This window comes from Rhizobium sp. AN73 (assembly GCF_030757975.1).
Classification (GTDB): domain Bacteria; phylum Pseudomonadota; class Alphaproteobacteria; order Rhizobiales; family Rhizobiaceae; genus Agrobacterium; species Agrobacterium arsenijevicii.
This window is the reverse complement of the sequence record NZ_JARWME010000002.1, coordinates 598,167-617,889: the sequence shown is the minus strand read 5'-3', so window position 1 is coordinate 617,889 and position 19,723 is coordinate 598,167. Positions and strand designations below refer to the sequence as shown.

Genomic DNA, 19,723 nt, shown 5'->3' with positions numbered 1-19,723 from the left:
CTATTCCTCTTGTGTTGGTGCCGGTTTACCGAGGGCGGCTTGCGTCTCGTCGTCGGTCTCATCCCGGTACTTGTCTGCATCGCTCAGCGGCTCATAGCCGACTGCTGCGCGGATCTCGTCATCGGTGAAGACGTAGGTTGTGGTGCCCATCTTCTGGTTGGTGTCGGCCATCTTATTGGCGCGATCGACCTTTTCAGTCATTGAGCTTTCGGTGAGGTCAGCCTGGTCAATGAACCAGTCCTTCTCCGGCAGTATTCCCCATGTCACCAGTCTGGTGACAAGCTCCATGACGTTCGGGTGGGTGATGTTCGCCCGCCGCGCCATGTTGGTGGTGTTCCACTCGTCGGCGTCTTCCGTCGATGCGCGCTCGCCTGTCTGATTGCCAACCAGCACCTTCAACGGAATGCCAACAGAGGCGGCGAAAGACTGAAGTGGCGCAGACCAGAAATGCTCCGGGCTTGGCAGCGTGACGCCGAGCGTCTTGGCCTGCATGCCCTGCAGCATCAGCATCTGGTCGAACCCCTTCTGGAAGTCGGCCACCTGCTCATTCATTTTGTCGGCTATGTCCTGAACCGTAACACCCATGGCCTTGGCCATTTCCGTGATACGCACGTCGGCTGGCATTTCCAGCACCGGAGCGCTCTTGGCGTTCTTCCAGAACCCCTCGCCGCCGGCGCCCTTGATCTTTTCTAGGTCGATCAGGTCATTGTAGCCAGGCTCAAGAAGGGAGCGGCCATTGATCGATCCATCTTCCGACCAGATCAGCACGCGGTCAGGATGAATTCGAAGGCTGCGCTTGTTCGGGTTGTCGTCAGCGACATTGGCCTCGTTGAACTCGTACATCGTCGGTTCGCCATAGGTCTCCGACGTCGTGTTCGTATCCCAATCGGCTACCTTCAACTGGCCTGCCCAAACTGGATCGATGCGATAGAGGCCTTTGAGGCCGCCGCCAACCCGGTCCACAGGCTGGTCAAACTCCTTTCCATCCCTCAGCCGAAGAATGACACCGGAGTAGCCGCCAACCATCGACTTGCGATCCGCTTCCGCCAGCTTGGTCCAGAGACGCATGGACGCGAACTTGAGGCGAACCTCCTTCTCAAGTTTGGTTTCTTTGCTCTTGCCCTTCTGTGAGCCGTCACGCTCCTGTTCAAGCAAGAATGGCGTGTCCTGCCATGTCTTGAGTGCAGTCTTGTCGACGGCGGCCGTTGCAATGCCGTTGCGGCAATACATGCGGTACAGCAGATCGAACGTTAGCGCGTCTGGGTAGCCGAAATCCTTGTTATAGTCATGCTTCTGACCAGGAAAGAAGCCGGGGAACATAGCGCCCAGCTGGCGCACTGCTCTGTTCGCCAGCATCACAACATTGTTCATCGGTGCCTCTTATCGGTGACGTGATGTCAGGAACATGGCAACGCCAGAGCTTGCGATGTTCACATTGTCGGCCGCGATCAGTGCGTCGGCCAGGTTATGCGATTTGACGCCCAGATCCTTCTTGAGCTTCACTTTGGGTACGACGCGCTTCTTGCCTTCCGTCTCGACCCACCAAGGCACGCAGAGTTCCGTAAACAGCGCTTCGAGCTTTTCCTTGCCGATAGCCGACGAGAACGACAGAACATCCTCTGTGCGTATCGCTTGCCCTCGTGTGACGGCATTGAACGTCAGCATGGCGCGGCGGGCTGTGTTCGCCCACGCCTGCGCCTTCAGGTTCAGATATTCATGCTTGTTGAGCGGGCTGTTGCTGTTCAGCGTATCGCTCGGTTCATCCGGGTCCATGACAGCCCCGCCGGCATGGAAGGCGAAGTGATCTACGCTGGATCCGTTCTCTTCGTTTTGCTCATCGATGTAGCCGCCGACGAAGGCACCCACGCCGATGGTATCGTATGACACGGTAGCCCCTGCGTGCTTCGCCTTGGCCCAAACCCGCTTGGCATTCTGCACCAGCTGATCCTTGCCCGACGACCAGTCTTCGGCATCCGTGAAAATGCCATCGATCTTATCGACAGTCGCGCTCTTGTCCTCGCCGTCGTCGGCGGGGTCAAAGCCGATGATGTTTCGGCCTGTAAGCTCGATCTTGAGCACCTTGTGAGCATCCACGCAGGCATCCAGCCAGCGCCGCTTGAAGATGGATAGCTCGCTGTCACCAAGCGGGACGCCGCCATAGATGTGTTCGAACGTCTCTTTGTCGCGCGCCTGCATTGCCGCGATATCACGCTTTGCCTTCTCCGACAGGAAAGGGTTCTCGGTGTAATTGATCTGGTGCACCACGCAGTGAGGTGGCGTATTGATGACGAAGTTCTTCCAGACGTAATCCGTGACCATCTTCGGGTTGAAGAGGAGGATTGCCAGGCTGTCTTCCTTGCGGATCGTGGGGCCGATGACCAGCCATTGATCCTCTGTAAGCTTCTCTGCTTCTTCCACCCAGAGGATATCAACGTCGGACGTACCCTTGATGTCTTCAAGGTTTCGCTCGATCCCGTAGAATATGAACTCCGAGCCGGTTGCCCGGTGGATGATAGTTGTCTTCTGGATCTCGTAGGCGTCTGTCAGGCCGAGATGAGCGATTGCCCACTTCAGTTCGGTGTAGACCGATTCTTGAATGCGGTTCTGAAAGCGCCGGATGCAGAGAACGCGCATCCTGACGCCAACGTGATTGACCAGCCGAACCAACTGGCAGGCCGTGTCCCTCGTCTTCGAGCTTGAGCGACCACCGTGGAGAACGGCAATGTCATTCTCCCCGAAAAATACCTGCTCCCAGAAGTCGAATAGCGCCGGGTTGGTAAGCGTGGCGGCGGCGATCAGTCCTTCGTCTCTTGCCGCAGAACCTCTCGCCATGTCCTCGTCTCTGTCTGTATGGGGCCACCCTCGGGGCCAGAATGCTCATGGCGCTCTACGAACATGCCCAGGTGCTTGCCTATGTCGACAAGAGCGCCCTTCTTGTCGTGAAGCTTGATCTTGATACCGCCCGTTGCGTTCTGGCTGATCTCAGCGATGGCGCCGGCCGTGTCGTCGTCTATCTCGTCACTCGAAATAAGCTGGACGTTGTTCGTCACCACATTCTTGATGACCAGCACGTCACCGCCATCTGGGTTGTCTTCCTCAGTGACCAGCGTTCCTTGCCATCTGATGGCCTTCCTGATGTCCGCAAAGCCGATCTTCGCAAGCTCTGCTAGAACACGCTCCTTGGTGATGGCGAGCTTCTCTACGGCCTTCTCTGTGGCTCTGCGTTCTACTATTTGCTCCCATTCCAAAAGCTCGGACACGCGTTTTGAAATGCTTTGATTATGCTTTAGTGTCGCTGCGTTGCCCCGGTTCGGTTTGAAGCCCGCCTTCTGGTACGCCTCATCCGCAGTCAGGCCCTTTGCCAACCCTTGCGCGAAAGTCTCGTGCCGTGCATTCTTGAGTACTGGCATGGGTAACCTTGGGGGATTCGAGAATGTGGCTGAAACTGACTTCTTTAACAGGCACCGAAGTGATGGTGAATTTCAACCACGTGGCATCGATGTGGGGTATTCCTCAGGGAACCCGTATTTGCACTATCGGAGATCCCGAAGGTTTCATGGTCACCCAACCGCTAAACTGGATCAAAGCAGAGATTGGCCTATAGACCGCTCTTGCTCGGTGGTGGTCATGGGGTGTCAGCGCCAAGGCACAAACAGGGCTGCTTTGCGCCCGTAGCCGTCGCGATACCCAGTCAAACGAAGCCAGAGCCACTTGAAGAGGCTGTGATAGTAGGGAGACGGGATTGCCTTCTCCCTCTCCCCTGTTTCCCGGTTCTGCGTGTAGACGTGGTGGTTATCCAGTTGGATGGTCGTCATCGCTCTCTCCATGTGGGCGGGGGAATAGGGTTAGCGCATCATCGATTGGCGCAAGTTATTGATAGCAGCATTGATCATCATGCTGGTCATACCTGCGTTGACCGATGCCAGGACCGTTTCAAAGTGTTCGGCAATGAGCTTGTTCATCGCATCGGACATAATCCGTTCGCCTAAACCGTCCCATGTTGATTGCCCGAGGGCATCAATCTTGGCTTTGATGGACGCCTTGACTTGCGCTTCGATCTCCTCGCGGATCATCCGCTTCATCGGAGACTCTCGCTTCTCCATGCGGCCATACCGCTCCTCAACGTTAGACGTGAAATCCTCGACCACGCTGGCAACCATAGCGCTCCACATCTCATCCGGGATGAGATTGACGAACTCGGCCTTGATCTTGTTGCGGATGTTCTCCTGAACTTGGGAGAGCGGGGCAATAGCATTGTCGGTCATATTGAAATCCTTTGTCGGAAGGATGGACGAGCGGGGCCGACACCCCGCCCGCCCGTTGCGCAACATCTTGATCTGTCGGGATCGTGAATGCAGAAAGCCCCACCTTGTTACGGGCGGGGCTGGTGAAATGACTTAGCATGGATGGTTCAACCCAAGCATGCAGGTATGCCAAAACCTTTTGGTGTACGCCTTAATCGGCCCGCATGCGGCGTCTGTCTACGAGGGCTTCCCCAGACCCGTTACCCGACTGCGAAGTTTAGAGCCGATCGTCGGCTGCGCAGGAAGGAACGGCCAGGCACGAACCCCAACCTTCACGAGCTATGCCCGCCTTCCTGATTTGCTGCGAGGGCCACACGCTACCGTGGCTTATCTAGAATATGCCCTGACACCACCAGCATGAAGCTTGGCATCTCGCATGCGCTTCTGCGTTTCAGCGCCGCCTCGCATTCCGTTGCCCTGTTGGGCGAATAAGCGGGCCGAGATTCCGCGGGGCCTTAATTTGCCGCGCACGTACTGATCGGTTTCGCGTCCCTCATGGCATCTAGGCGTCTCTACCTTGCGGCACTACCACTCTGCCACCACGCTCCGAGAATCTTTAAACCAAGGCGCTATCGGAAGCGCGCAACCTTGGAGTTCTTCGGCCAATCGACCGAAACTTTCGCATGCTGGGCGCCAACTACCCAGATTACTCTACACCCTTGCGGGGAGGACGGCCTTGGCTAATTACCGCGTCGTCATGCGAATTTTATCAGGAGCGGCAGAGATTGGCATTTCTCTTTATCGTGCCCGCCCATGCCCGAGTTGGCTGGCCGCTTCCTGATGTCACCGGGGAGGCCGAAGCCTCGCACGCAAACGCGCTCCCGAGTGTTAATTCAGCATGCGGACGGTGATATCCCGATCCGCCGCTGTGAAGAATGTCACCGACCGGTTATCCGTGATGACAATGGCGTTCCCGTCTTCATCGAAGAGTGCAAAGCAGTCTATGCCTTCATGCACGATCTTCTTGACGTAGCCTTCGCCGGTTCGTTTTGTTTGGGGCTGCTGCATTATGCCGCCTCCAGCTTGGCGCGCCGTCGTGCTTCACGTTCGGCGGCCGTTGTGATATTTGCGGGGCTATTCATCGGCGCTGCATGCCGGTTTATCTCTTCATCCCGCCCACAAACCGTTGACGTTATCGATTTGCATGAGTGTTTTGCCTCTTCGTGTGACACATGTAAACCGGCACAATCACGCAAGATAATTGCACGCTTGCGCAACTTCGTTTCAACTTCTTGCAGTGTTTTTGTAATTTTACGCAATATCGTTCGTTTAACCCATGCATTTTTGTGAGGGCTACGGCGGTTTCTGTTCTCGATGAAGCGCTTAAACTCCCATCCTTTCGCCTTCACTTCTGCATAGGCAAGCAAAATCTTGCGGTCTTCATCATCAAACACCAACGACACCCAGGAGAAAGCCTCTTCCATCCGCCCGATACGAGGCCTGCTGCACTTCGCCCTGCGCTCGGTCAGATCGTTGACCGCTGCATGGCGCTGCCGGGTAATGTGCTCTTCTCCCGCGACAAGCTCCACCGTTTCATGCCCACGGATTTCTGTGCTGGTTGAGGAGGTTTCAGGCCAGGCATTTCCGAACAGCTTAGGACCGGTGGCGATAGGGAGCGCCATATCCGTCTCCATGGCCTCGATAAGCCGCTCCAGAATGATGGCCTGCGGCTCCGTTATCGACATGCCGATATCGGCTTCACGGATAATGTTGCCATCCATGTCGCCGGTCCAGTCTCTACCGTCTGACTTCCATCCGCGTGGCTCGCCAATACGGTTTCCGTCTCGGTCCACCTGATAACCGATGTAGGTCCAGAATTGATCCTGACGCCGGGTAGTTTGATCTATGAGCTTTTCTCGCCTGACGATAAACACTCGGCGCCCAGCCATATCGAGGTAGGTCTGTTGCTCGGAAATCCTCATGCCGCCTGCTCCTGTTCAATCATAGCATCGGCCAACAACGTGCCGATCTTTTCCCATGTCTTGCCCATCCGCCCGTAGCTTCCATTTACGAGGCGGTGAGCGCGTTTCTTGATCTGGGCTAGGTCTACGCGCCCGAACTCCTGAATGACGTCTGGGGCCTTCCTGTGGGCCATATGGGCCGAAATAAACCTCCATACCGACAGGATCACCACGTCATCGAAACATGTGGGGTTGCTGGTCTGAATGCAGCGGACCACCAGCCCTGTCAATTCCATGTCCCTGCGCATCAGGCGCGCTACTGTTCGCCCTCCGTAAACAACGTTCGCCGGCCGGTCCTTCCAGCCTCGAGCGTCTGTGTAGGGGAGAACCTTGATGCCATAACCCTCAAGGAACCGGTGCACATTGATGCCGTTTGGCGACCGTGGGCGCTTGGTGATAGTCTCGGGGAACAGATCGGCTGCCGGGTGGCTGGTCATCGCGCCCTCGCCTTCCCGTTGGCCCTGTGCCACTTTGCCAATGCAGCTTCAAGCGTACCGTTGTCGACCATCACCTGTATCTTGCGGACGGCATAAAGGACCGAGGTATGATCGAGACCGCCGAAGTGACGCCCCAGTTCTGGAAAGCTCATGTCCGGGTCGAGTTTGGTCTTGATCTCCCACATGATGAGGTGCTTCACGATTACGACGTGCTTGAACCGTCGGCAATCGGCCATCTGCGCGTAGCTCAGCCCGAAGTCTAGCGCGCGCTTTCTGATGTATGTCCGCGTTGGACTGCCCGCGATATCGACTTGCTCTCGTATCCAAGCCCGCCAGCACCAGACATGTGCATCGAAATTGGATGGCTCCTTGCTCCAAGTCGGTGAGCGGTTTGCCCGCACGAAGACTGGAGACGAGACACTTTCACTTTGGACACGCAGAGCCAGACGGCTGGCTTTCAGCGCTCTATCCGCCTCTCTGGCCTTTGCAGCTTCGTGCCATGCTCTTTGCGATGGGGTTAGGGTGACGTGGTGGTTCATGCCATTTCCCTCCTTTCCACACTGATCTCTTTGCCCTTGCGTCCCACCTTCTCGACAATGGTTCGCTTGTTGCTGCCCTTGGCTTTGACGAAGGGCTTGAGGTTAAAGTGGGCATCGGCATCGCTGACGGCTTTGATCGTCTCACCGTCGCGGCGCATCGTGCCGTTGATGTGCTTGATGACGTGTCCCTGGGCCGCGATAAGCGCGTCGGCCTGCACCGGAAAAACCTTCGGCTTGTCGCCCTCAAGGATCGGCCACGGCTGCGCGTTCTGGGCGAAGCGGCACATGGCCCAATGGCCGCCGGGTACTGGTTTGGTATATGCGGCGAAGTGGTTCATGCTGCGATCTCCATGTAGGCGCCGATCACTTCTGCCGCGACTTGCGGCACGATGGCATTGCCGTAGGCGCGCAGTTGGCCCACTCGCTGGGGTACCCCATAAGACGGCGACAGAACGTCACCGACAGCGAGTGACGAGCCGCTTCCTCTTCCGTCAGGCCAAGGCTCATCCCGAACAGACGGGCTTGGTCCTCCAGCCGCTTTGCGTGTCCTCGCCTCCAGGCCCTCCCTCCAGCGTCCCCCCGTGCCCTCGGCGTCTGCCACCCAAAACAGCCTTTGTCGTGCATGCGGCGCACCAACGCCCGCAGCGCATAGATCGGCGGCCCCGCATGCATATCCCAGTGCTTCCAGATCAGCTCGAACAGCGGAGAGCCATTCCCTGCCATCCTCGTTTGCAACTTGCTCTCCAAAGACAACTGAAGGGCCGCACTCGGAGATGAGGCGGTGAAAAGCGGGCCAGAGGTGGCGTTCGTCGGCATGGCCTTTGTGCTGTCCAGCGCTCGAAATCGGCTGACACGGACAGGAGCCAGTCCAGACTTCTCTATCGTCATCCCATCCAGCAAGTCGGAGGGCATACGGCCATCCGCCGATGCCTGCGAAGAAGTGGCACTGCGTATAACCCTTGAGGTCATCCGGCTGGACATCAACGATGCTCCTTTCGTCAACATCGCCCGGAGCGATGAGGTTCTTTGCTATGAGGTTGCGAAGCCATTGAGCGGCATAGGGGTCGATCTCGTTGTAATAGGCGGCCATCACACCAACCTCCTCGACATGTGGCAGTCGTCAAACGCCGGTCCAAAGCTGGTGCTTGAGCCGTTCCATTGGATGGGGTGGGTCATCAGAAAAGCCATGGTTCACTTCCTGCCGAGAATGCGCATGATCTCGTCCATACAGGCCGATGCACCGCGCCCCTGCTGGTATTGGTCGATGATGCGGTGGATGGCCGTCTCTCGCTTCTTGCGGTCGCTTCCTGCCGATTTGGCGTGATGGACGCCCTTGGGAACTGCGGTCATTCGAGCCATCCCTTCCGAAGAACGAAGGCGACGAGGCCGTGCATATTGTGGGTGCCGGTCTTGTTGTAGGCCGAGGCGATATGCCGGGTGACAGTCATCTTGCTGCGCTCCAGGATTATGGCGATGTCCTGACAGTCCTTTCCATCGGATAACCAGAGCACGATGCGCAGTTCTGTTTCGGAGAGAGGGCAATCACACATGCGGCGGCTCCCATACTTCCTGCAACGATGCGAACCAGCGGGAGCCTACAGACCGCTCCTTCTTCTTCCACATGTTGATCGACATGATGTGGTCAACATCCTTGGCGATGCAGCGATATCCCTGCTTGGCAAGCTCGCCCGTTACCTTTCGCTGCATCACAGCATGGACGAGATAGTCTCTGGGCTTGGGCTGATACGGTATCGCCTTCGGCCGGTTGATGGCATCAAGCCGCGCCTGCTCACTCCGAACCATTACGGCGAGTTCTGGCGCCTTCGGACAGAAGCTCTTGCTTGCGTCTTCAATCTTGCCTGCGCGCAGGTTGTTGACCGTGTTCCAGATAGCCGTCTCGCTACACTCTGAAAGCACGTCGCAATAAAGCTGGAGGATAGCCATCTGCCGTTCGCGAGGATCGCCGTCGGCTCCATCGTTAGACGCGCGGACCGGCAACGCCACCCAAAGAGATTTCAGCGCCTCAATGGTTGATGGTCGGAAGCTTTGAGCGTTCATAGAACCCCTCCATCAAATCGTTGGTGAAATCTGCCATGTCGCCAGTGCGGCGCTGCGGCGGCTGGTGCGGGTGGCGCTGGCCTGTCTTGGCAAGCTCGTTGAAATACCAGTTGGCTTTGAAACCCTGCCAGTTCATCGAAATCTGCATTTCGGCAGCCGCAAGCGGGTTTCCGGTGATCTGGTATTCCTTCATCAGAAGCTTGGCGGCATAACCCGTGAGTGGCGCTTTCTTTGTGTGGCGGCGGAATTCGACAATCGCTTTAGCCAGTTCTTCACCGAGGAAGGGCTGCAGGACGTTGAGGGCTTCTTTTTCAGGACCGGTCATGCTGCCACCTCGCCCGCGTCTTCCCAAGACAGCGAAACCTTCACCATGCCGTTCTTTTCGACTGGACCGTGGGGCGTGGCGCTGATGATGAATTTACTGTCGTCAATGCCGATGGCATCCGAAATGCCGTCAAGCGCTGCCTTATGGGCTGCTATGAGGTTGTCGGCGTCGTAGTGGCGCTTGCTTGGCGGATAGAACGACAGCTTCACGTTGATGGCTGTGGTGTTGATTTTGCCGATACCCGCTTCCAGCACGAGATAATGGGCGGTGCGCTTCGCGGCCTTCTTGGCGCGGGCGACCTGCATAAAATGGTGCCGTGCGTTGGGGTTGAGCCGTTTGTCTGGCCACGGGAGGAATATCTCTGCAGTTCTCATTCATCGACCTCGAACGGCCCGAGGTCGAGATTGAAATTATCGATCAAGCCATCTGCGCCAATCTTCATGATGACGTAATCGCCATAACCAGAACCTCCGGGGCACATGATCTTCGGCACATAGCCATCAATCTGCTTAACGGCTTCCCGGTTTTCATCTAGCAGCGTGTAAACACCCGCATCACAGACTTTGTAGTGCAGATCTGCGGTTGTACCTTCTGGCCATCCTTCTATCTTGCCCGTGTTGAGATCGATTACGGGCTGCCAACTGTCTCCATTTCTGCACGGGATGTTGCCGTCTTCGTCTTCAACACCATTAACTTCGGCATCTTCCCAATAACGGACGCCGCAGTCTGCTTTCAGGTATCGAACACTCTTCGCTACTCCAGTTTTCACAGTGATGCTGGCCATTCCGCTATCCTTTCCTTCTCTCAAACCTCAGACGAATCCATTCCCAAGCCCGCCTGAGCAGGCTTTTCGTCAGCCGTTTCATGATTGCCTCGTCGTTTCAGGCGATCGGCCTTGTACCGATCCGCCGCTTCCTCGTTTTTCTGGCAAAGGTCGTCGTATTTCTGGATGCCAAGCATGAGGGCTCGATAGAGCGCACCGCGTACGTCTTTCTTGCCACTGGACTTGTATTGAAGGTCGAACAGCCACGTCTCAGGGACACCGATGTTATCGGCTACTCGCCCACGGGCAGACTTTTCACGATCACCACGGCCTCGAAATTCCAAGGCCATAAGCTTGTCGTACCAGTCCTTTGCTTCGACTAACGCAGTACTAGACATTTCATCCTCTGAAACAAAATTTACGTTTCGTGAAAACCTATTGTCAGACATTCTTCATCCTTTGTGCGAGGTTGGCGGCGTCAACGGAGGCCAACATGCACAAAGGCTTTGAAACTGATGGAGACGGCGGCACAGATGCCAATCAAACCGCCGTCTCCAGGCCCGCCGCACTCGTCGGGTTCGAACCACTTGCCGTCCCCCTTGCCGCAGTCATCGCAAGGCTGCGGGGGAGGACGTTAGTAAGAGTGCTGGTCGCCCATCGGGAGCGGGATGAAAGCGACCAGCGCTGAGCGTCAGGGGGACGTGCCGCTCAGTTTGGGTTCAATATTGAGCCGCTTTGCTACGAGCGGGTGCTTGTCAAGAAGCCAGCCATGATGGCCATGTTCGCTGTCATCCATGTACTGAAACCACGGGTAATCTTCGAACCACAGGTCGTTCAGCTCGGCATATTCATGCGCTGCCGTCCTGCACTCTGGGTGGACGTAGACGCTGTAGGGATACCCCTCCCAAATACCGAAGGAGTAATCTGCTGGATGACCCACTTCGATTGTCGTGTTGCACTGCTCACAAACATGAGCCTTGCGTACCGACTTGATATCTTTGGAACTGAGATTGCTCATCACTTCCGCCCCGAGAATGCCAGGTGCGCTAGTACCGCCGACACGATGAATGCCGAGAAGAATACCGATGCGTAGATGAGGAGTTGCTGTTGATCAGGGTGCATAGAGGCGATCATGCCGGCCACTCCCCTGTGATAAGAACATCAACCTGATGTGTAACGATCGCGAAAAGACCGAGGGACACGGCAAATGCATCGACTATTGAAAGCGTCGGTACGACCCGCCATCCGGAGATGGCAAACCCTATGATCGCCATCCCAGCCATCAGTCTGCGAACCAGCTTCTTCATGATCAATTCCCCTCACGAATTTCGACCGGCTTCACAGTCCCGCAGTCGTCGCAGAACTTTTCGATCTGGTTTTCAATGGAAAGTGGACGGTGGCACTCGCGGCAGCCGACGTACTTCTGTCGGAACTCGGCACGGCGCGATTGCGTGGCGGCTTCGAGACGGGCGGAGGTCATGGTTTCCTCCATCCGAAAGGCTGCTTGCCGTTCTTGATCAGAACCGCGTCGATACGCTTGAAAAGCTGCTCATGGCTGATGCGCCGGGGAGAACCACGGAAGTCCGCCTTCTCCATCGAGAAGAACCGGTGACCGTGGTAAAGCACGTTGTATCCGTACCGGGACATGAGATGCTTGAGATAATCCAGATCGGTGCAGAAGCCGTTCTCGAACTTCCGAGGCTCGCCGTTCTTGGCAATCCACTCCGCAGTCATTGCGTCTATCGCGCTGCGGTCGTGGATGTGACGGTTGGGGGCTTGGAGTGATGTGTCCATCATGGCCAGCCTCAGAATGGGATGTCGTCGTCGCTCAAAGCGACTTCGAACTCAGTGACGACGGATTTAGCCGCGATGGCCCATGTCGCCTCCAGCACGCAAAAAACAATGTCAGTATGCAGCCTGGACAGCCGCAAAGCTTCGGTTCTTGCACTGTCTTCCGACCAGTGGCGGCAAACCGGCGCGCGCTGGTCAATCCCGTAGACCATCCAGAACTTGCCGAGTTTAGGGCGGATCACGCCCCCGTCAGTTTCGTTGTGCGCCCTGAAAAGCTGGTCGAGAGACACGTCCAGAAGCTCAGCAATCTCTGCAAGTCGATTGGCTTCGGGGTAAATCGCGCCCGACTCCCACTGCGCGACAGCGCCGCGCGTAACGCCGAAATGGTCGGCTATTTCGTTCTGCGTCAGACCGGAAGCAATTCTGGCCTTCTTGAAGTTTTGCGAGAATGTGGTCATGCCACGTTCTCCGGGTGCATCCAGTCTTCCATGGTCACAAGGCCACCTGTGGCAGCCTTGATCTTGGCGATCAGGTCAATGCGCGGTGTGCGCTCTCCCTTGACGATACGCGTGATCGTGGACGGTGCCACGTCAATGCTGGCGGCGAAAGCGACCGGCTTGATGTTGTTCTGGGTGAGATACTGTTCGAGCTTCATGTCGCTCAATTTGCCACATGGCACAATATTGTCAACTGGCAATTTGCCATCTGGCGGTGGATTTCTTTGCCAAATGGAAAATAGCTAGGGAATGGCGAACAGAATCCGTGAAATCCGCAAGAAGCGTGGCCAAACCTTGGAAGAGCTTTCCGAGGCGACGGGCATATCGTACACCCACCTATCGCGCATCGAAGGCGGCAAGCGCGGCTTGAGCCTCGAGAACGTGATAAAGATCGCCCGCAGTCTTGATGTTGAACCGGTCGAGATCACGGACGAGTTCAACCACGAAGACCTTGAACGGGCTGCGGAGCTTCCGTCACTGATCTCCGCAAAGCCGGAAGACGGCGATGTCGAGAACCTGACTATCGTTTCGGGAGCCGGCGGCGGCGGGACGCTTGATGTCGAGTATCGAGACAACGGCCGGTTAGTCGACCCAGCTATGACGGATGGCTTCTGGAGCTTCCCTGAAAGCATCAAGGCTGGGTGGAAGAACCTGGACCACATCAAGGCCCTTCCTGTGATAGGTGACAGCATGGAGCCGACGCTGATCAAGGGATCAACCGTCTTCATCGACACCAGTTACACATACCCAAACCCAGAGGATGTCTATGCCTGCGACGTGGGCGATGGACTAGTCATCAAGCGGCTCAAGCTCGTACCTCGAAGCGACAAGATCTTGGTGATTTCCGATAACACCGAACGGTACGGACAACCTGACGAGCTTCTCCGAGAAGAAGTCCGCGTGTACGGCCGCGTTGTTGCATGGTTCCAGTGGAGAGGATGATGACGCGGCCCCAACCTCCCCGCGAACGCGCCGCCCGTGCGCTGTGCCGCTTGAGCGACGTGCCAGAGAACACGAAGTTCGACGGACGGCCAATGTGGGAAAGCTTCCTGCCAGAGGTGGACGCGGTGCTTGAGGCGGTGTTTGGCGCGGATGAGCTTGCGGCTATGAAACGCGAAGAAGGATCAGATTGATGGCAAAGGCACGCGATCCGATTGAAGAGATTATCGAGGTTATGGCCAACATGCAGGCGGCCAACAATACGGCGTTGATTGCTCTCGCAAAGACACTTGAAGATGCCGGCGCAATGAAGGTGAAGGACTACAAGAAAGCCCTTCTCCATGCAGCACAAGATCTCGCACATAACGGCGCGCTCGGCCCGTCTGCTCTCTTGGAAGACCTGGCAGAGATGATGAAACGTGACGAGGTGAAGAAGCAGTAACGGGACGCATTTCAATCAGGTCACTGTGCCACACGTAGATTGAAATTCATGGACTCTAAACGTTTTGCGTGTTTTCTTTAATCGTGGCTGCACCGCGGTCGGGTTAAAGGGGATCTGACAAACGAAATGCCAAATGGGCTTATCTCAGAGCTGGAACTAACAGCAGCTAGAGGAGACATCCATCCGGCAGAGTTCAGTTTGTTGATGGACAAGACTGTGGACATGGTGCGTCATTTGCAGAAGCAAATGCCGAATGACCCGACTGTTCAGAGCCTGATTTACTACCTGAGCATCGCATCTGGCCGAGCGAACCGGCTTTCGAGAAACGAAACCACGCATCTTCTCCTTGATGCAGCAGACGCGTTGCGGATTCTCTCGGAGAAGCTGGCTTATCGATAAAACGGGACGAGGTGAAGAAGCATTGAGCGAAGAGACAGAGCTAACAAGTGAGATGTTCAGGGATCAAGTTTGGCAGCGCTTTGAAGGGCGTAGTGAGCCTGTCACAGTCTCTGATCTCGCACGCCTTTATCGATCGGTTCTCGTCATCCACGATGAGCTAATGACCGTTACAGACATCGCGCTGAACCAGCGCCGCCTCAGCATGCCTGAAATAATCCAAATGAAGGAACATCACGCAGAAATCATCAAGGTGATCAGCGAAGGATTGATTGATCTCGACAAGCGGATTCCAGAAGATGAATGAAAAAGTTGTCCGCCCCAATATTCCTTCTTGGAGAGACCACACCTTGAGAAACCTCGAAGATACGTTCTCCTTGCCCAACGGCGGCGATGGTGGCAATAATGGCGGCATGGATGGACGCATAGCCAAACTTGAAGCCGATATGGAGTACGTCAAACGTGACGTATCCGAACTGCGCACCGATATGCGCGATGTCCGAGACAGGGCAGTAAAGATCGAAGAGCGAATGGCGACGAAGACGTTTGTGTTTAGCGTCTACGGAATCGTGAGCGCATTGATTGCGGCAATCACCCTTTTCCAAGGCCAGATACAACAGTTTCTAGGCATCGCGACTGGAACACAGTGACCCGCTCCGGCGGGTTTCTTTTTGCTCTGGAAATGGAAGAGATTTCCTTTATCTCCCGTTGCTACCAATTACCCTCAGAGCAAGAACCTTATAAACAAATAACCCTTTAGAAATTCAGCTTTATAGATTGGACCCGCAGATTTGCGACCCAATTGACCCGCAGATTTGCGACCCAAGGCATTATTCGAATGGCAGACGGATGAAGTAGCTGTTCGATTTTCGATGTTCCCTGACCACGATCAGGACGCCCTCGCCTTCCAGCTCCGCGACTGCTCTCAAAACCTTGTCCTCGGACATGGAGAGCCGCTTGGCGATTTCCTTGATCCCGTACCAGCATGACTGGTCCTGCCCGTTCATCCGCTTCGCCAGCCAGTAGCCGACGCGGAAGGCGCGATCCGATAGCGCGTCCATCTCACAGATGAAATCGAGCCACTTTCGCCGCTTGTCATAGAAGGCTGCGGCTGCTTGGCCGTCGTCATTGGTTTTTAGCATGACCCTTTGTGCCATACGGCAATTATTTTTGCCAGATGGCATTTTGCCACTTGTCATTATTTTTGCCATGTGGCACAAATAGTCATCAGCAGCGACGAAGAAGCCCCCGCCGATCTCGCTGCCACCACAAGAACCGGAGATGACGACAGCATGGAAAAGCACATTGAGCTATTGGAGCAGGCAAAGGCCCACTACGCAGCGGACATGCTGTTAAAGGATATGCATCTGGGGCTTTTGGCGCGTGTCTTCGCATGGGCAAAAGACAATGAAACCATCCTTCGCAATCCATTGGAGCGCGTGGAGCATCTCCACGAGGGCACCAGAAGAGATTCCGTGTGGACGATGGACCAGATCAATACCGTTCTCACGAAAGCCGCCCCACATATCCGGAACGTGGCCTGTATCGCTCTATGGACCATGCAGAGGCAGGCCGACATACTTTCAATGCCTATGATAGCTTTCGACGGTCAAAGAGTATCAATTAAACAGGGGAAGACAGGCGCGCGCGTGCGCATAACCGCAGCGCCGGCAATCCTGCCAATATTGCAGGATGCAAAGGAAAACAGCCGCCAGCGCGTCTTGGTGAACTCTTTCGGCCAGAACTGGACACCGAGCGGGTTCAAGTCTTCATGGCGCAAGGAAATGGCGCGTCTGAGCATCAAGGGGGTAACGTTTCACGATCTGCGAGGCACCGCCATCACCTACGCCTATGCGCATCTGGACAGATCACATGAAGACAAGGTTCAGCTGATCGCTGAGATTTCCGGGCATTCTCGGGAGGAAGCGGAGGGGATTATTCGGCGTCATTATTTGGCTGGACAGGAGGTCATTGACGCCATCAGCAAGGGAACGCGCTAGCAACAAAAAGTAAAATGCGCGACATGCTGTAAAACGCATGTTTTTGAGAAATCACATAAAGTATTGAAAAATAAACGAAATACTGGTGCCCCCGACAAGGTTCGAACTCGTGACCCCCTGATTACAAATCAGGTGCTCTACCAACTGAGCTACAAGGGCAAGCCAGTGCCTTGCCAACTATCAGATTCTCACTTCGTGTAAAGCAAAAATTGACTATACGCCGTTGGGAAATTTCTTTTCCACACGGTGCCTGCGGGTTGGGATCGTCAAGTTGCGGCGAAAAGCCCGTAAAATAAGCGAAGTATTTACGCGATAGAGCTAAATTGGCGATAACTCATAACAATCCCATCGGGAATAACGCATCCAATGCGCGCAAGCATACAGAAAATACAGCTGACCGGTACGATCGTCATCGCGGTGACTTCCATCTTGCTGGCGACCCTTGCCGCACTGCCGAGCGTTTCCAATTATTTACGCTACCGGACCAATGCCCAGCAACTCAACCGCTTCGAAACCGCTCTCCAGTCCGCGTGGCTGGTATCGGCAGAGCGTGGTCCTGCCAATAATTTGATGGGAGCGTCTTCCCCCGATGCAACGCTGATCGTAGGGCTTGCCGCGGCACGCAAGGCAACGGACGACAAGCTGGCGGAACTCGAAACCTCCTTTGCCGCGGAAATCAAGGCGCAGCCCGACCTCGCAAAATCGCTTGTCGACACCCGCCAAAAGCTGGCGCAGTCCCGAGCGGCGGTGGACCAGGTTGCAGCAATTCCGGCGTCTGAACGCAGCTATACGGCAATGTCCAACGCAATTCTGTCGATGTTCAAGGCGGCAGACAGCGTCAACCTGCTTCGCGGCAAGACCGCGCGTGCAATCATCAAGGTCACGCCCAATGTGGCGATCGACATCGCCATGACCGGAACCGCCGGGGTAATGCGCGACAGGATCGGCCGCCTCGGCTCTTACGTGATCATGAGCATGCGGGCGAACAGGCAGGACAGGCTGAGCTTCCGCGCAAAGTTCGACACGGAAATGCAGAGCCTTGCGCTGCTGAGATCATCGCTGACGAACTACACCGCCGCTTACCTGTCGACACCGCGTGTCGATGCGGCGTTTCGCGATCTTGAAACCTTCTATTTCGGTCAGGCGCTTCCCTACGCGCAGAATACGATAGCGATGGTGGTGCCATCCGCCCAGCCGAGCGTTCGCGAATTCTCTGAAAACTACATTCTCGGCATGCGGTCATCCGGCACGCTGCGCGACCTTATTCTCGCCGAAACACGGGCCAGGATAGAAAAGAACAAACAGCAGGCGCTGATCTATGGCGGAGCGTCTCTCCTCCTCGCCTTCATCGCGGTTCTGGTACTGCTGCGGCTTGCATCGGTTTACAGAACGGCGCTGTTCCGACCCATGCAATCCGTCCGGACGCAGATCGCGGCGATCGCCGCCGGCGATCTTTCCGAAGCCCTGTATCAGGACAAGGCTGCCCCCGAAGTGAAGAAAATGTTCCAGGAACTGGATTTCCTGCGCGAGCAGCTTCGCCAGAAGGAGGAAATGGAGAAGCAGCAGTCCGCCCTGGCCGAACAATTACGCACACTCTCCGAAACCGATGCCTTGACCGGCGTGTCCAATCGCCGTGCGCTTGAAAAAACCGTTCGCGCCATATTGAGCGGCGAGGAGCAATACCAGTCGCTCGGCGTGATGATTGTCGACATCGACCACTTCAAATCGATCAACGACCGTTATGGCCACGCCATGGGCGACCTCGCGCTGCAAAAAACGGCTGAACTTTTAAGAGGCGCATTGCGCAGACACGATATTCTGGCGCGTTACGGCGGCGAGGAATTTGTCGTCGTGCTGCAGGATGTCAGCCATGCCACGGCAACGTCAACCGCTGACCGTCTGCGCCGCCTGATCGAAGCCCAGATCATCGATGAACAGAGCGGGCTGTCGCTCACGGCAAGTTTCGGCGTGGTCTGGCAGGAAGCACGCGCGATCAAGAACTGGGACGAGCTGATCGCGGTTGCCGATGACCGGCTCTACGAGGCCAAGCGCGCCGGCCGCAACCGGGTCTGGGCGACCTATTTCCCGAAGGTCGCCAACGGATAGGCCGCACCGAGATTTTACCGGACGCTAGATCAGGTCCAGCGTCATCACAACCGGGCAATGGTCGGAGGCCTTCGGGCGGTCCCAGCCGGTGCGCGGGTAACGCTCCACCTCCTGCCCCGGCGGAAAAATGGTGCGGTATGGCTGGCCGGCGCGAATGATCTCGGGAACCCTCGTCGCATTGATCTGCGCAAGATGCGGGGAAAGCCAGATATAATCGAGCTGGCAGAGATGCTGCTCCTGCGGCCCGCGCGAATGATAAAGCGTCCAGCGATCCATGACGTCGCGCCGCATCATCGGATTGCTGACAAAATCATCCGCCGTGAAGATATCGAGCGCGCTGCGCTCCTCCTTGACCGGCGTGAAGGTATAGCCGTTGCGCCGATCTCCGGAAATCGCAATGCGCTCCTGATAGTCGTTCATATCGCCGCAGATGGCGAAATTTTTGTTGCGGGTATTGCCCGCACCCCAGCGGTTTTCGATGATCCGGCGAACGGCCAGGGCTTCCGCCTCGCGGATCGGCATGGTGGCGAGCCGCGCATCGACCGGGTCGCGGGAATTGGTCATGGATTTGAAATGCGTGACGTAGAGCGTCAGCGGTTTGCCGCCGATCCTGAGATCGATTTCCAGACAATCCCGTTTGAAAATCTTGTCGTCGATCTGGTTGGTCGCAGCCAGCGCAGGAGTGAAGAGATCCAGATTACGGTAGGTCAGCGCCGCATGGCTCTTGATGTCGACGACCTCTATTCTATCACCGTCTCGGGTCTGCTCGCGCATGACCACGGCAACATCGATGCCGCGGCTGTCATTGCCCTCGACCAGATATTTCTGCAGGTAGCCATTGCCGACCATGCGGTAGAGATAGCCATATTCGAAAGCCTGCAGCGCGGCCATGTTGTCGACTTCCTGCAGGCAGAGAATATCGGCATCCGCATCCGCAATGGCCAGCGCCGAAAGCTGCCGCGTATCGTCGGTGGAAGAGACGGCCCGCGCGCTTTCCAGCGCCTGATAGGTCGCCTCGTCGCGAATGTCGAAAAGCTGGATCGCCCTGTCGCGCCGCGTCTGGTTGCGAAAGCCGGTGAAATCGAAACGGGTCAGCAGGTTTTCGATATTGAAGGTGGCAAGCCGAAGCGACATGGTTCATTCCTATTGCTGGAACGGGAGCTTA

At 56.2% G+C, this 19,723-nt stretch carries 34 protein-coding genes and 1 tRNA gene; 8 read left to right on the top strand and 27 right to left on the bottom strand.

Going from position 1 to position 19,723, the window contains the following annotated elements; all coding sequences use genetic code 11:
- The 24 genes from RBH10_RS12890 to RBH10_RS12775 all read right to left on the bottom strand — a co-directional run bounded on the left by RBH10_RS12890 (position 1) and on the right by RBH10_RS12775 (position 12,833).
- Positions 1 to 1,371: an anti-CBASS protein Acb1 family protein gene (locus tag RBH10_RS12890; protein ID WP_281036925.1), complete on the bottom strand. Its 1,371-nt coding sequence runs from the start codon at positions 1,369 to 1,371 to the stop codon at positions 1 to 3.
- A 9-nt stretch (positions 1,372 to 1,380) separates the two neighbouring features.
- Positions 1,381 to 2,832 (bottom strand): PBSX family phage terminase large subunit, encoded by a 1,452-nt coding sequence (locus RBH10_RS12885; protein WP_281036926.1) that lies wholly within the window; start codon positions 2,830 to 2,832, stop codon positions 1,381 to 1,383.
- Positions 2,796 to 3,410 carry a terminase small subunit gene (locus RBH10_RS12880; protein WP_281036927.1) on the bottom strand — a complete coding sequence of 205 codons (615 nt, stop codon included), beginning with the start codon at positions 3,408 to 3,410 and terminating at the stop codon, positions 2,796 to 2,798. The genes RBH10_RS12885 and RBH10_RS12880 overlap by 37 nt, the downstream gene beginning before the upstream one ends.
- A 225-nt stretch (positions 3,411 to 3,635) precedes the next feature.
- On the bottom strand, positions 3,636 to 3,815 hold the full coding sequence (locus RBH10_RS12875; protein ID WP_281036928.1) for a hypothetical protein: 180 nt from the start codon (positions 3,813 to 3,815) through the stop codon (positions 3,636 to 3,638).
- 30 nt (positions 3,816 to 3,845) lie between these two features.
- Complete coding sequence (locus RBH10_RS12870; RefSeq protein ID WP_281036929.1) at positions 3,846 to 4,265, bottom strand: hypothetical protein; 420 nt, start codon at positions 4,263 to 4,265, stop codon at positions 3,846 to 3,848.
- A gap of 867 nt (positions 4,266 to 5,132) precedes the next feature.
- Positions 5,133 to 5,312: a DUF1150 family protein gene (locus RBH10_RS12865; RefSeq protein WP_113382113.1), complete on the bottom strand. Its 180-nt coding sequence runs from the start codon at positions 5,310 to 5,312 to the stop codon at positions 5,133 to 5,135.
- A complete protein-coding gene (locus RBH10_RS12860) occupies positions 5,312 to 6,226 on the bottom strand; it encodes a hypothetical protein (RefSeq protein ID WP_281036930.1) in 915 nt (304 codons plus the stop codon). The genes RBH10_RS12865 and RBH10_RS12860 overlap by 1 nt, the downstream gene beginning before the upstream one ends.
- Positions 6,223 to 6,702 carry a hypothetical protein gene (locus RBH10_RS12855; RefSeq protein ID WP_281036931.1) on the bottom strand — a complete coding sequence of 160 codons (480 nt, stop codon included), beginning with the start codon at positions 6,700 to 6,702 and terminating at the stop codon, positions 6,223 to 6,225. Before RBH10_RS12855 ends, RBH10_RS12860 begins: the two co-directional genes overlap by 4 nt.
- On the bottom strand, positions 6,699 to 7,241 hold the full coding sequence (locus RBH10_RS12850) for a helix-turn-helix domain-containing protein (RefSeq protein ID WP_281036932.1): 543 nt from the start codon (positions 7,239 to 7,241) through the stop codon (positions 6,699 to 6,701). Before RBH10_RS12850 ends, RBH10_RS12855 begins: the two co-directional genes overlap by 4 nt.
- Positions 7,238 to 7,579, bottom strand: coding sequence for a hypothetical protein (locus tag RBH10_RS12845; RefSeq protein WP_281036933.1), 342 nt, complete (start codon positions 7,577 to 7,579; stop codon positions 7,238 to 7,240). Before RBH10_RS12845 ends, RBH10_RS12850 begins: the two co-directional genes overlap by 4 nt.
- Positions 7,576 to 8,331 (bottom strand): DNA cytosine methyltransferase, encoded by a 756-nt coding sequence (locus RBH10_RS12840; protein WP_281036934.1) that lies wholly within the window; start codon positions 8,329 to 8,331, stop codon positions 7,576 to 7,578. Before RBH10_RS12840 ends, RBH10_RS12845 begins: the two co-directional genes overlap by 4 nt.
- Positions 8,332 to 8,432: 101 nt before the next feature.
- Positions 8,433 to 8,591, bottom strand: a complete 159-nt coding sequence (locus tag RBH10_RS12835; protein ID WP_281036935.1) for a hypothetical protein — start codon at positions 8,589 to 8,591, stop codon at positions 8,433 to 8,435.
- On the bottom strand, positions 8,588 to 8,791 hold the full coding sequence (locus RBH10_RS12830) for a helix-turn-helix transcriptional regulator (protein ID WP_281036936.1): 204 nt from the start codon (positions 8,789 to 8,791) through the stop codon (positions 8,588 to 8,590). The genes RBH10_RS12835 and RBH10_RS12830 overlap by 4 nt, the downstream gene beginning before the upstream one ends.
- Positions 8,784 to 9,299, bottom strand: a complete 516-nt coding sequence (locus RBH10_RS12825) for a hypothetical protein (RefSeq protein WP_281036937.1) — start codon at positions 9,297 to 9,299, stop codon at positions 8,784 to 8,786. The genes RBH10_RS12830 and RBH10_RS12825 overlap by 8 nt, the downstream gene beginning before the upstream one ends.
- Positions 9,265 to 9,624 carry a hypothetical protein gene (locus RBH10_RS12820; protein WP_281036938.1) on the bottom strand — a complete coding sequence of 120 codons (360 nt, stop codon included), beginning with the start codon at positions 9,622 to 9,624 and terminating at the stop codon, positions 9,265 to 9,267. The genes RBH10_RS12825 and RBH10_RS12820 overlap by 35 nt, the downstream gene beginning before the upstream one ends.
- Complete coding sequence (locus RBH10_RS12815; protein ID WP_281036939.1) at positions 9,621 to 9,929, bottom strand: endonuclease; 309 nt, start codon at positions 9,927 to 9,929, stop codon at positions 9,621 to 9,623. The genes RBH10_RS12820 and RBH10_RS12815 overlap by 4 nt, the downstream gene beginning before the upstream one ends.
- 65 nt (positions 9,930 to 9,994) lie before the next feature.
- Positions 9,995 to 10,408: a hypothetical protein gene (locus RBH10_RS12810; RefSeq protein ID WP_281036940.1), complete on the bottom strand. Its 414-nt coding sequence runs from the start codon at positions 10,406 to 10,408 to the stop codon at positions 9,995 to 9,997.
- Positions 10,409 to 10,428: 20 nt separating this feature from the next.
- Positions 10,429 to 10,836, bottom strand: a complete 408-nt coding sequence (locus RBH10_RS12805) for a hypothetical protein (protein ID WP_281036941.1) — start codon at positions 10,834 to 10,836, stop codon at positions 10,429 to 10,431.
- A 242-nt stretch (positions 10,837 to 11,078) separates the two neighbouring features.
- Entirely contained in the window at positions 11,079 to 11,405 is a 327-nt protein-coding gene (locus RBH10_RS12800) for a hypothetical protein (RefSeq protein WP_281036942.1), read from the bottom strand.
- 112 nt (positions 11,406 to 11,517) lie between these two features.
- The gene (locus RBH10_RS12795) at positions 11,518 to 11,694 is read right to left on the bottom strand and encodes a hypothetical protein (RefSeq protein WP_281036943.1); all 177 of its coding nucleotides are present in this window, start codon (positions 11,692 to 11,694) and stop codon (positions 11,518 to 11,520) included.
- A gap of 2 nt (positions 11,695 to 11,696) precedes the next feature.
- A complete protein-coding gene (locus RBH10_RS12790; RefSeq protein ID WP_281036944.1) occupies positions 11,697 to 11,867 on the bottom strand; it encodes a hypothetical protein in 171 nt (56 codons plus the stop codon).
- Positions 11,864 to 12,184, bottom strand: coding sequence for a hypothetical protein (locus RBH10_RS12785; protein WP_281036945.1), 321 nt, complete (start codon positions 12,182 to 12,184; stop codon positions 11,864 to 11,866). The genes RBH10_RS12790 and RBH10_RS12785 overlap by 4 nt, the downstream gene beginning before the upstream one ends.
- Positions 12,185 to 12,192: 8 nt before the next feature.
- Positions 12,193 to 12,636: a helix-turn-helix domain-containing protein gene (locus tag RBH10_RS12780; RefSeq protein ID WP_281036946.1), complete on the bottom strand. Its 444-nt coding sequence runs from the start codon at positions 12,634 to 12,636 to the stop codon at positions 12,193 to 12,195.
- Positions 12,633 to 12,833 (bottom strand): helix-turn-helix transcriptional regulator, encoded by a 201-nt coding sequence (locus RBH10_RS12775; protein ID WP_281036947.1) that lies wholly within the window; start codon positions 12,831 to 12,833, stop codon positions 12,633 to 12,635. The genes RBH10_RS12780 and RBH10_RS12775 overlap by 4 nt, the downstream gene beginning before the upstream one ends.
- A 91-nt stretch (positions 12,834 to 12,924) precedes the next feature.
- Here RBH10_RS12775 and RBH10_RS12770 point away from each other — a divergent pair, with 91 nt between their 5' ends.
- From RBH10_RS12770 to RBH10_RS12745, 6 genes are all read left to right on the top strand, one after another.
- On the top strand, positions 12,925 to 13,617 hold the full coding sequence (locus RBH10_RS12770) for a helix-turn-helix domain-containing protein (protein ID WP_281036948.1): 693 nt from the start codon (positions 12,925 to 12,927) through the stop codon (positions 13,615 to 13,617).
- Complete coding sequence (locus RBH10_RS12765) at positions 13,617 to 13,808, top strand: hypothetical protein (protein ID WP_281036949.1); 192 nt, start codon at positions 13,617 to 13,619, stop codon at positions 13,806 to 13,808. Before RBH10_RS12770 ends, RBH10_RS12765 begins: the two co-directional genes overlap by 1 nt.
- Complete coding sequence (locus RBH10_RS12760; RefSeq protein WP_281036950.1) at positions 13,808 to 14,056, top strand: hypothetical protein; 249 nt, start codon at positions 13,808 to 13,810, stop codon at positions 14,054 to 14,056. Before RBH10_RS12765 ends, RBH10_RS12760 begins: the two co-directional genes overlap by 1 nt.
- A gap of 126 nt (positions 14,057 to 14,182) precedes the next feature.
- Positions 14,183 to 14,455 carry a hypothetical protein gene (locus tag RBH10_RS12755; RefSeq protein ID WP_281036951.1) on the top strand — a complete coding sequence of 91 codons (273 nt, stop codon included), beginning with the start codon at positions 14,183 to 14,185 and terminating at the stop codon, positions 14,453 to 14,455.
- A gap of 22 nt (positions 14,456 to 14,477) precedes the next feature.
- On the top strand, positions 14,478 to 14,759 hold the full coding sequence (locus tag RBH10_RS12750) for a hypothetical protein (RefSeq protein WP_281036952.1): 282 nt from the start codon (positions 14,478 to 14,480) through the stop codon (positions 14,757 to 14,759).
- A complete protein-coding gene (locus tag RBH10_RS12745) occupies positions 14,752 to 15,102 on the top strand; it encodes a hypothetical protein (RefSeq protein WP_281036953.1) in 351 nt (116 codons plus the stop codon). The genes RBH10_RS12750 and RBH10_RS12745 overlap by 8 nt, the downstream gene beginning before the upstream one ends.
- 180 nt (positions 15,103 to 15,282) lie before the next feature.
- Here RBH10_RS12745 and RBH10_RS12740 read toward each other — a convergent pair whose 3' ends face one another.
- Positions 15,283 to 15,594 (bottom strand): helix-turn-helix domain-containing protein, encoded by a 312-nt coding sequence (locus RBH10_RS12740; RefSeq protein ID WP_281036954.1) that lies wholly within the window; start codon positions 15,592 to 15,594, stop codon positions 15,283 to 15,285.
- A gap of 6 nt (positions 15,595 to 15,600) precedes the next feature.
- On the opposite strand from RBH10_RS12740, the gene RBH10_RS12735 reads away from it, so the two are divergent.
- Positions 15,601 to 16,452, top strand: coding sequence for a tyrosine-type recombinase/integrase (locus tag RBH10_RS12735; RefSeq protein ID WP_281036955.1), 852 nt, complete (start codon positions 15,601 to 15,603; stop codon positions 16,450 to 16,452).
- An 83-nt stretch (positions 16,453 to 16,535) separates the two neighbouring features.
- Here the strand turns inward: RBH10_RS12735 and RBH10_RS12730 are convergent.
- Positions 16,536 to 16,611 (bottom strand) — tRNA-Thr (locus tag RBH10_RS12730).
- Between the two features lie 207 nt (positions 16,612 to 16,818).
- On the opposite strand from RBH10_RS12730, the gene RBH10_RS12725 reads away from it, so the two are divergent.
- Complete coding sequence (locus RBH10_RS12725; protein ID WP_281036956.1) at positions 16,819 to 18,558, top strand: diguanylate cyclase; 1,740 nt, start codon at positions 16,819 to 16,821, stop codon at positions 18,556 to 18,558.
- 24 nt (positions 18,559 to 18,582) lie between these two features.
- Here RBH10_RS12725 and RBH10_RS12720 read toward each other — a convergent pair whose 3' ends face one another.
- A complete protein-coding gene (locus RBH10_RS12720) occupies positions 18,583 to 19,692 on the bottom strand; it encodes an endonuclease/exonuclease/phosphatase family protein (protein WP_281036957.1) in 1,110 nt (369 codons plus the stop codon).
- Positions 19,693 to 19,723 lie beyond the last annotated feature (31 nt).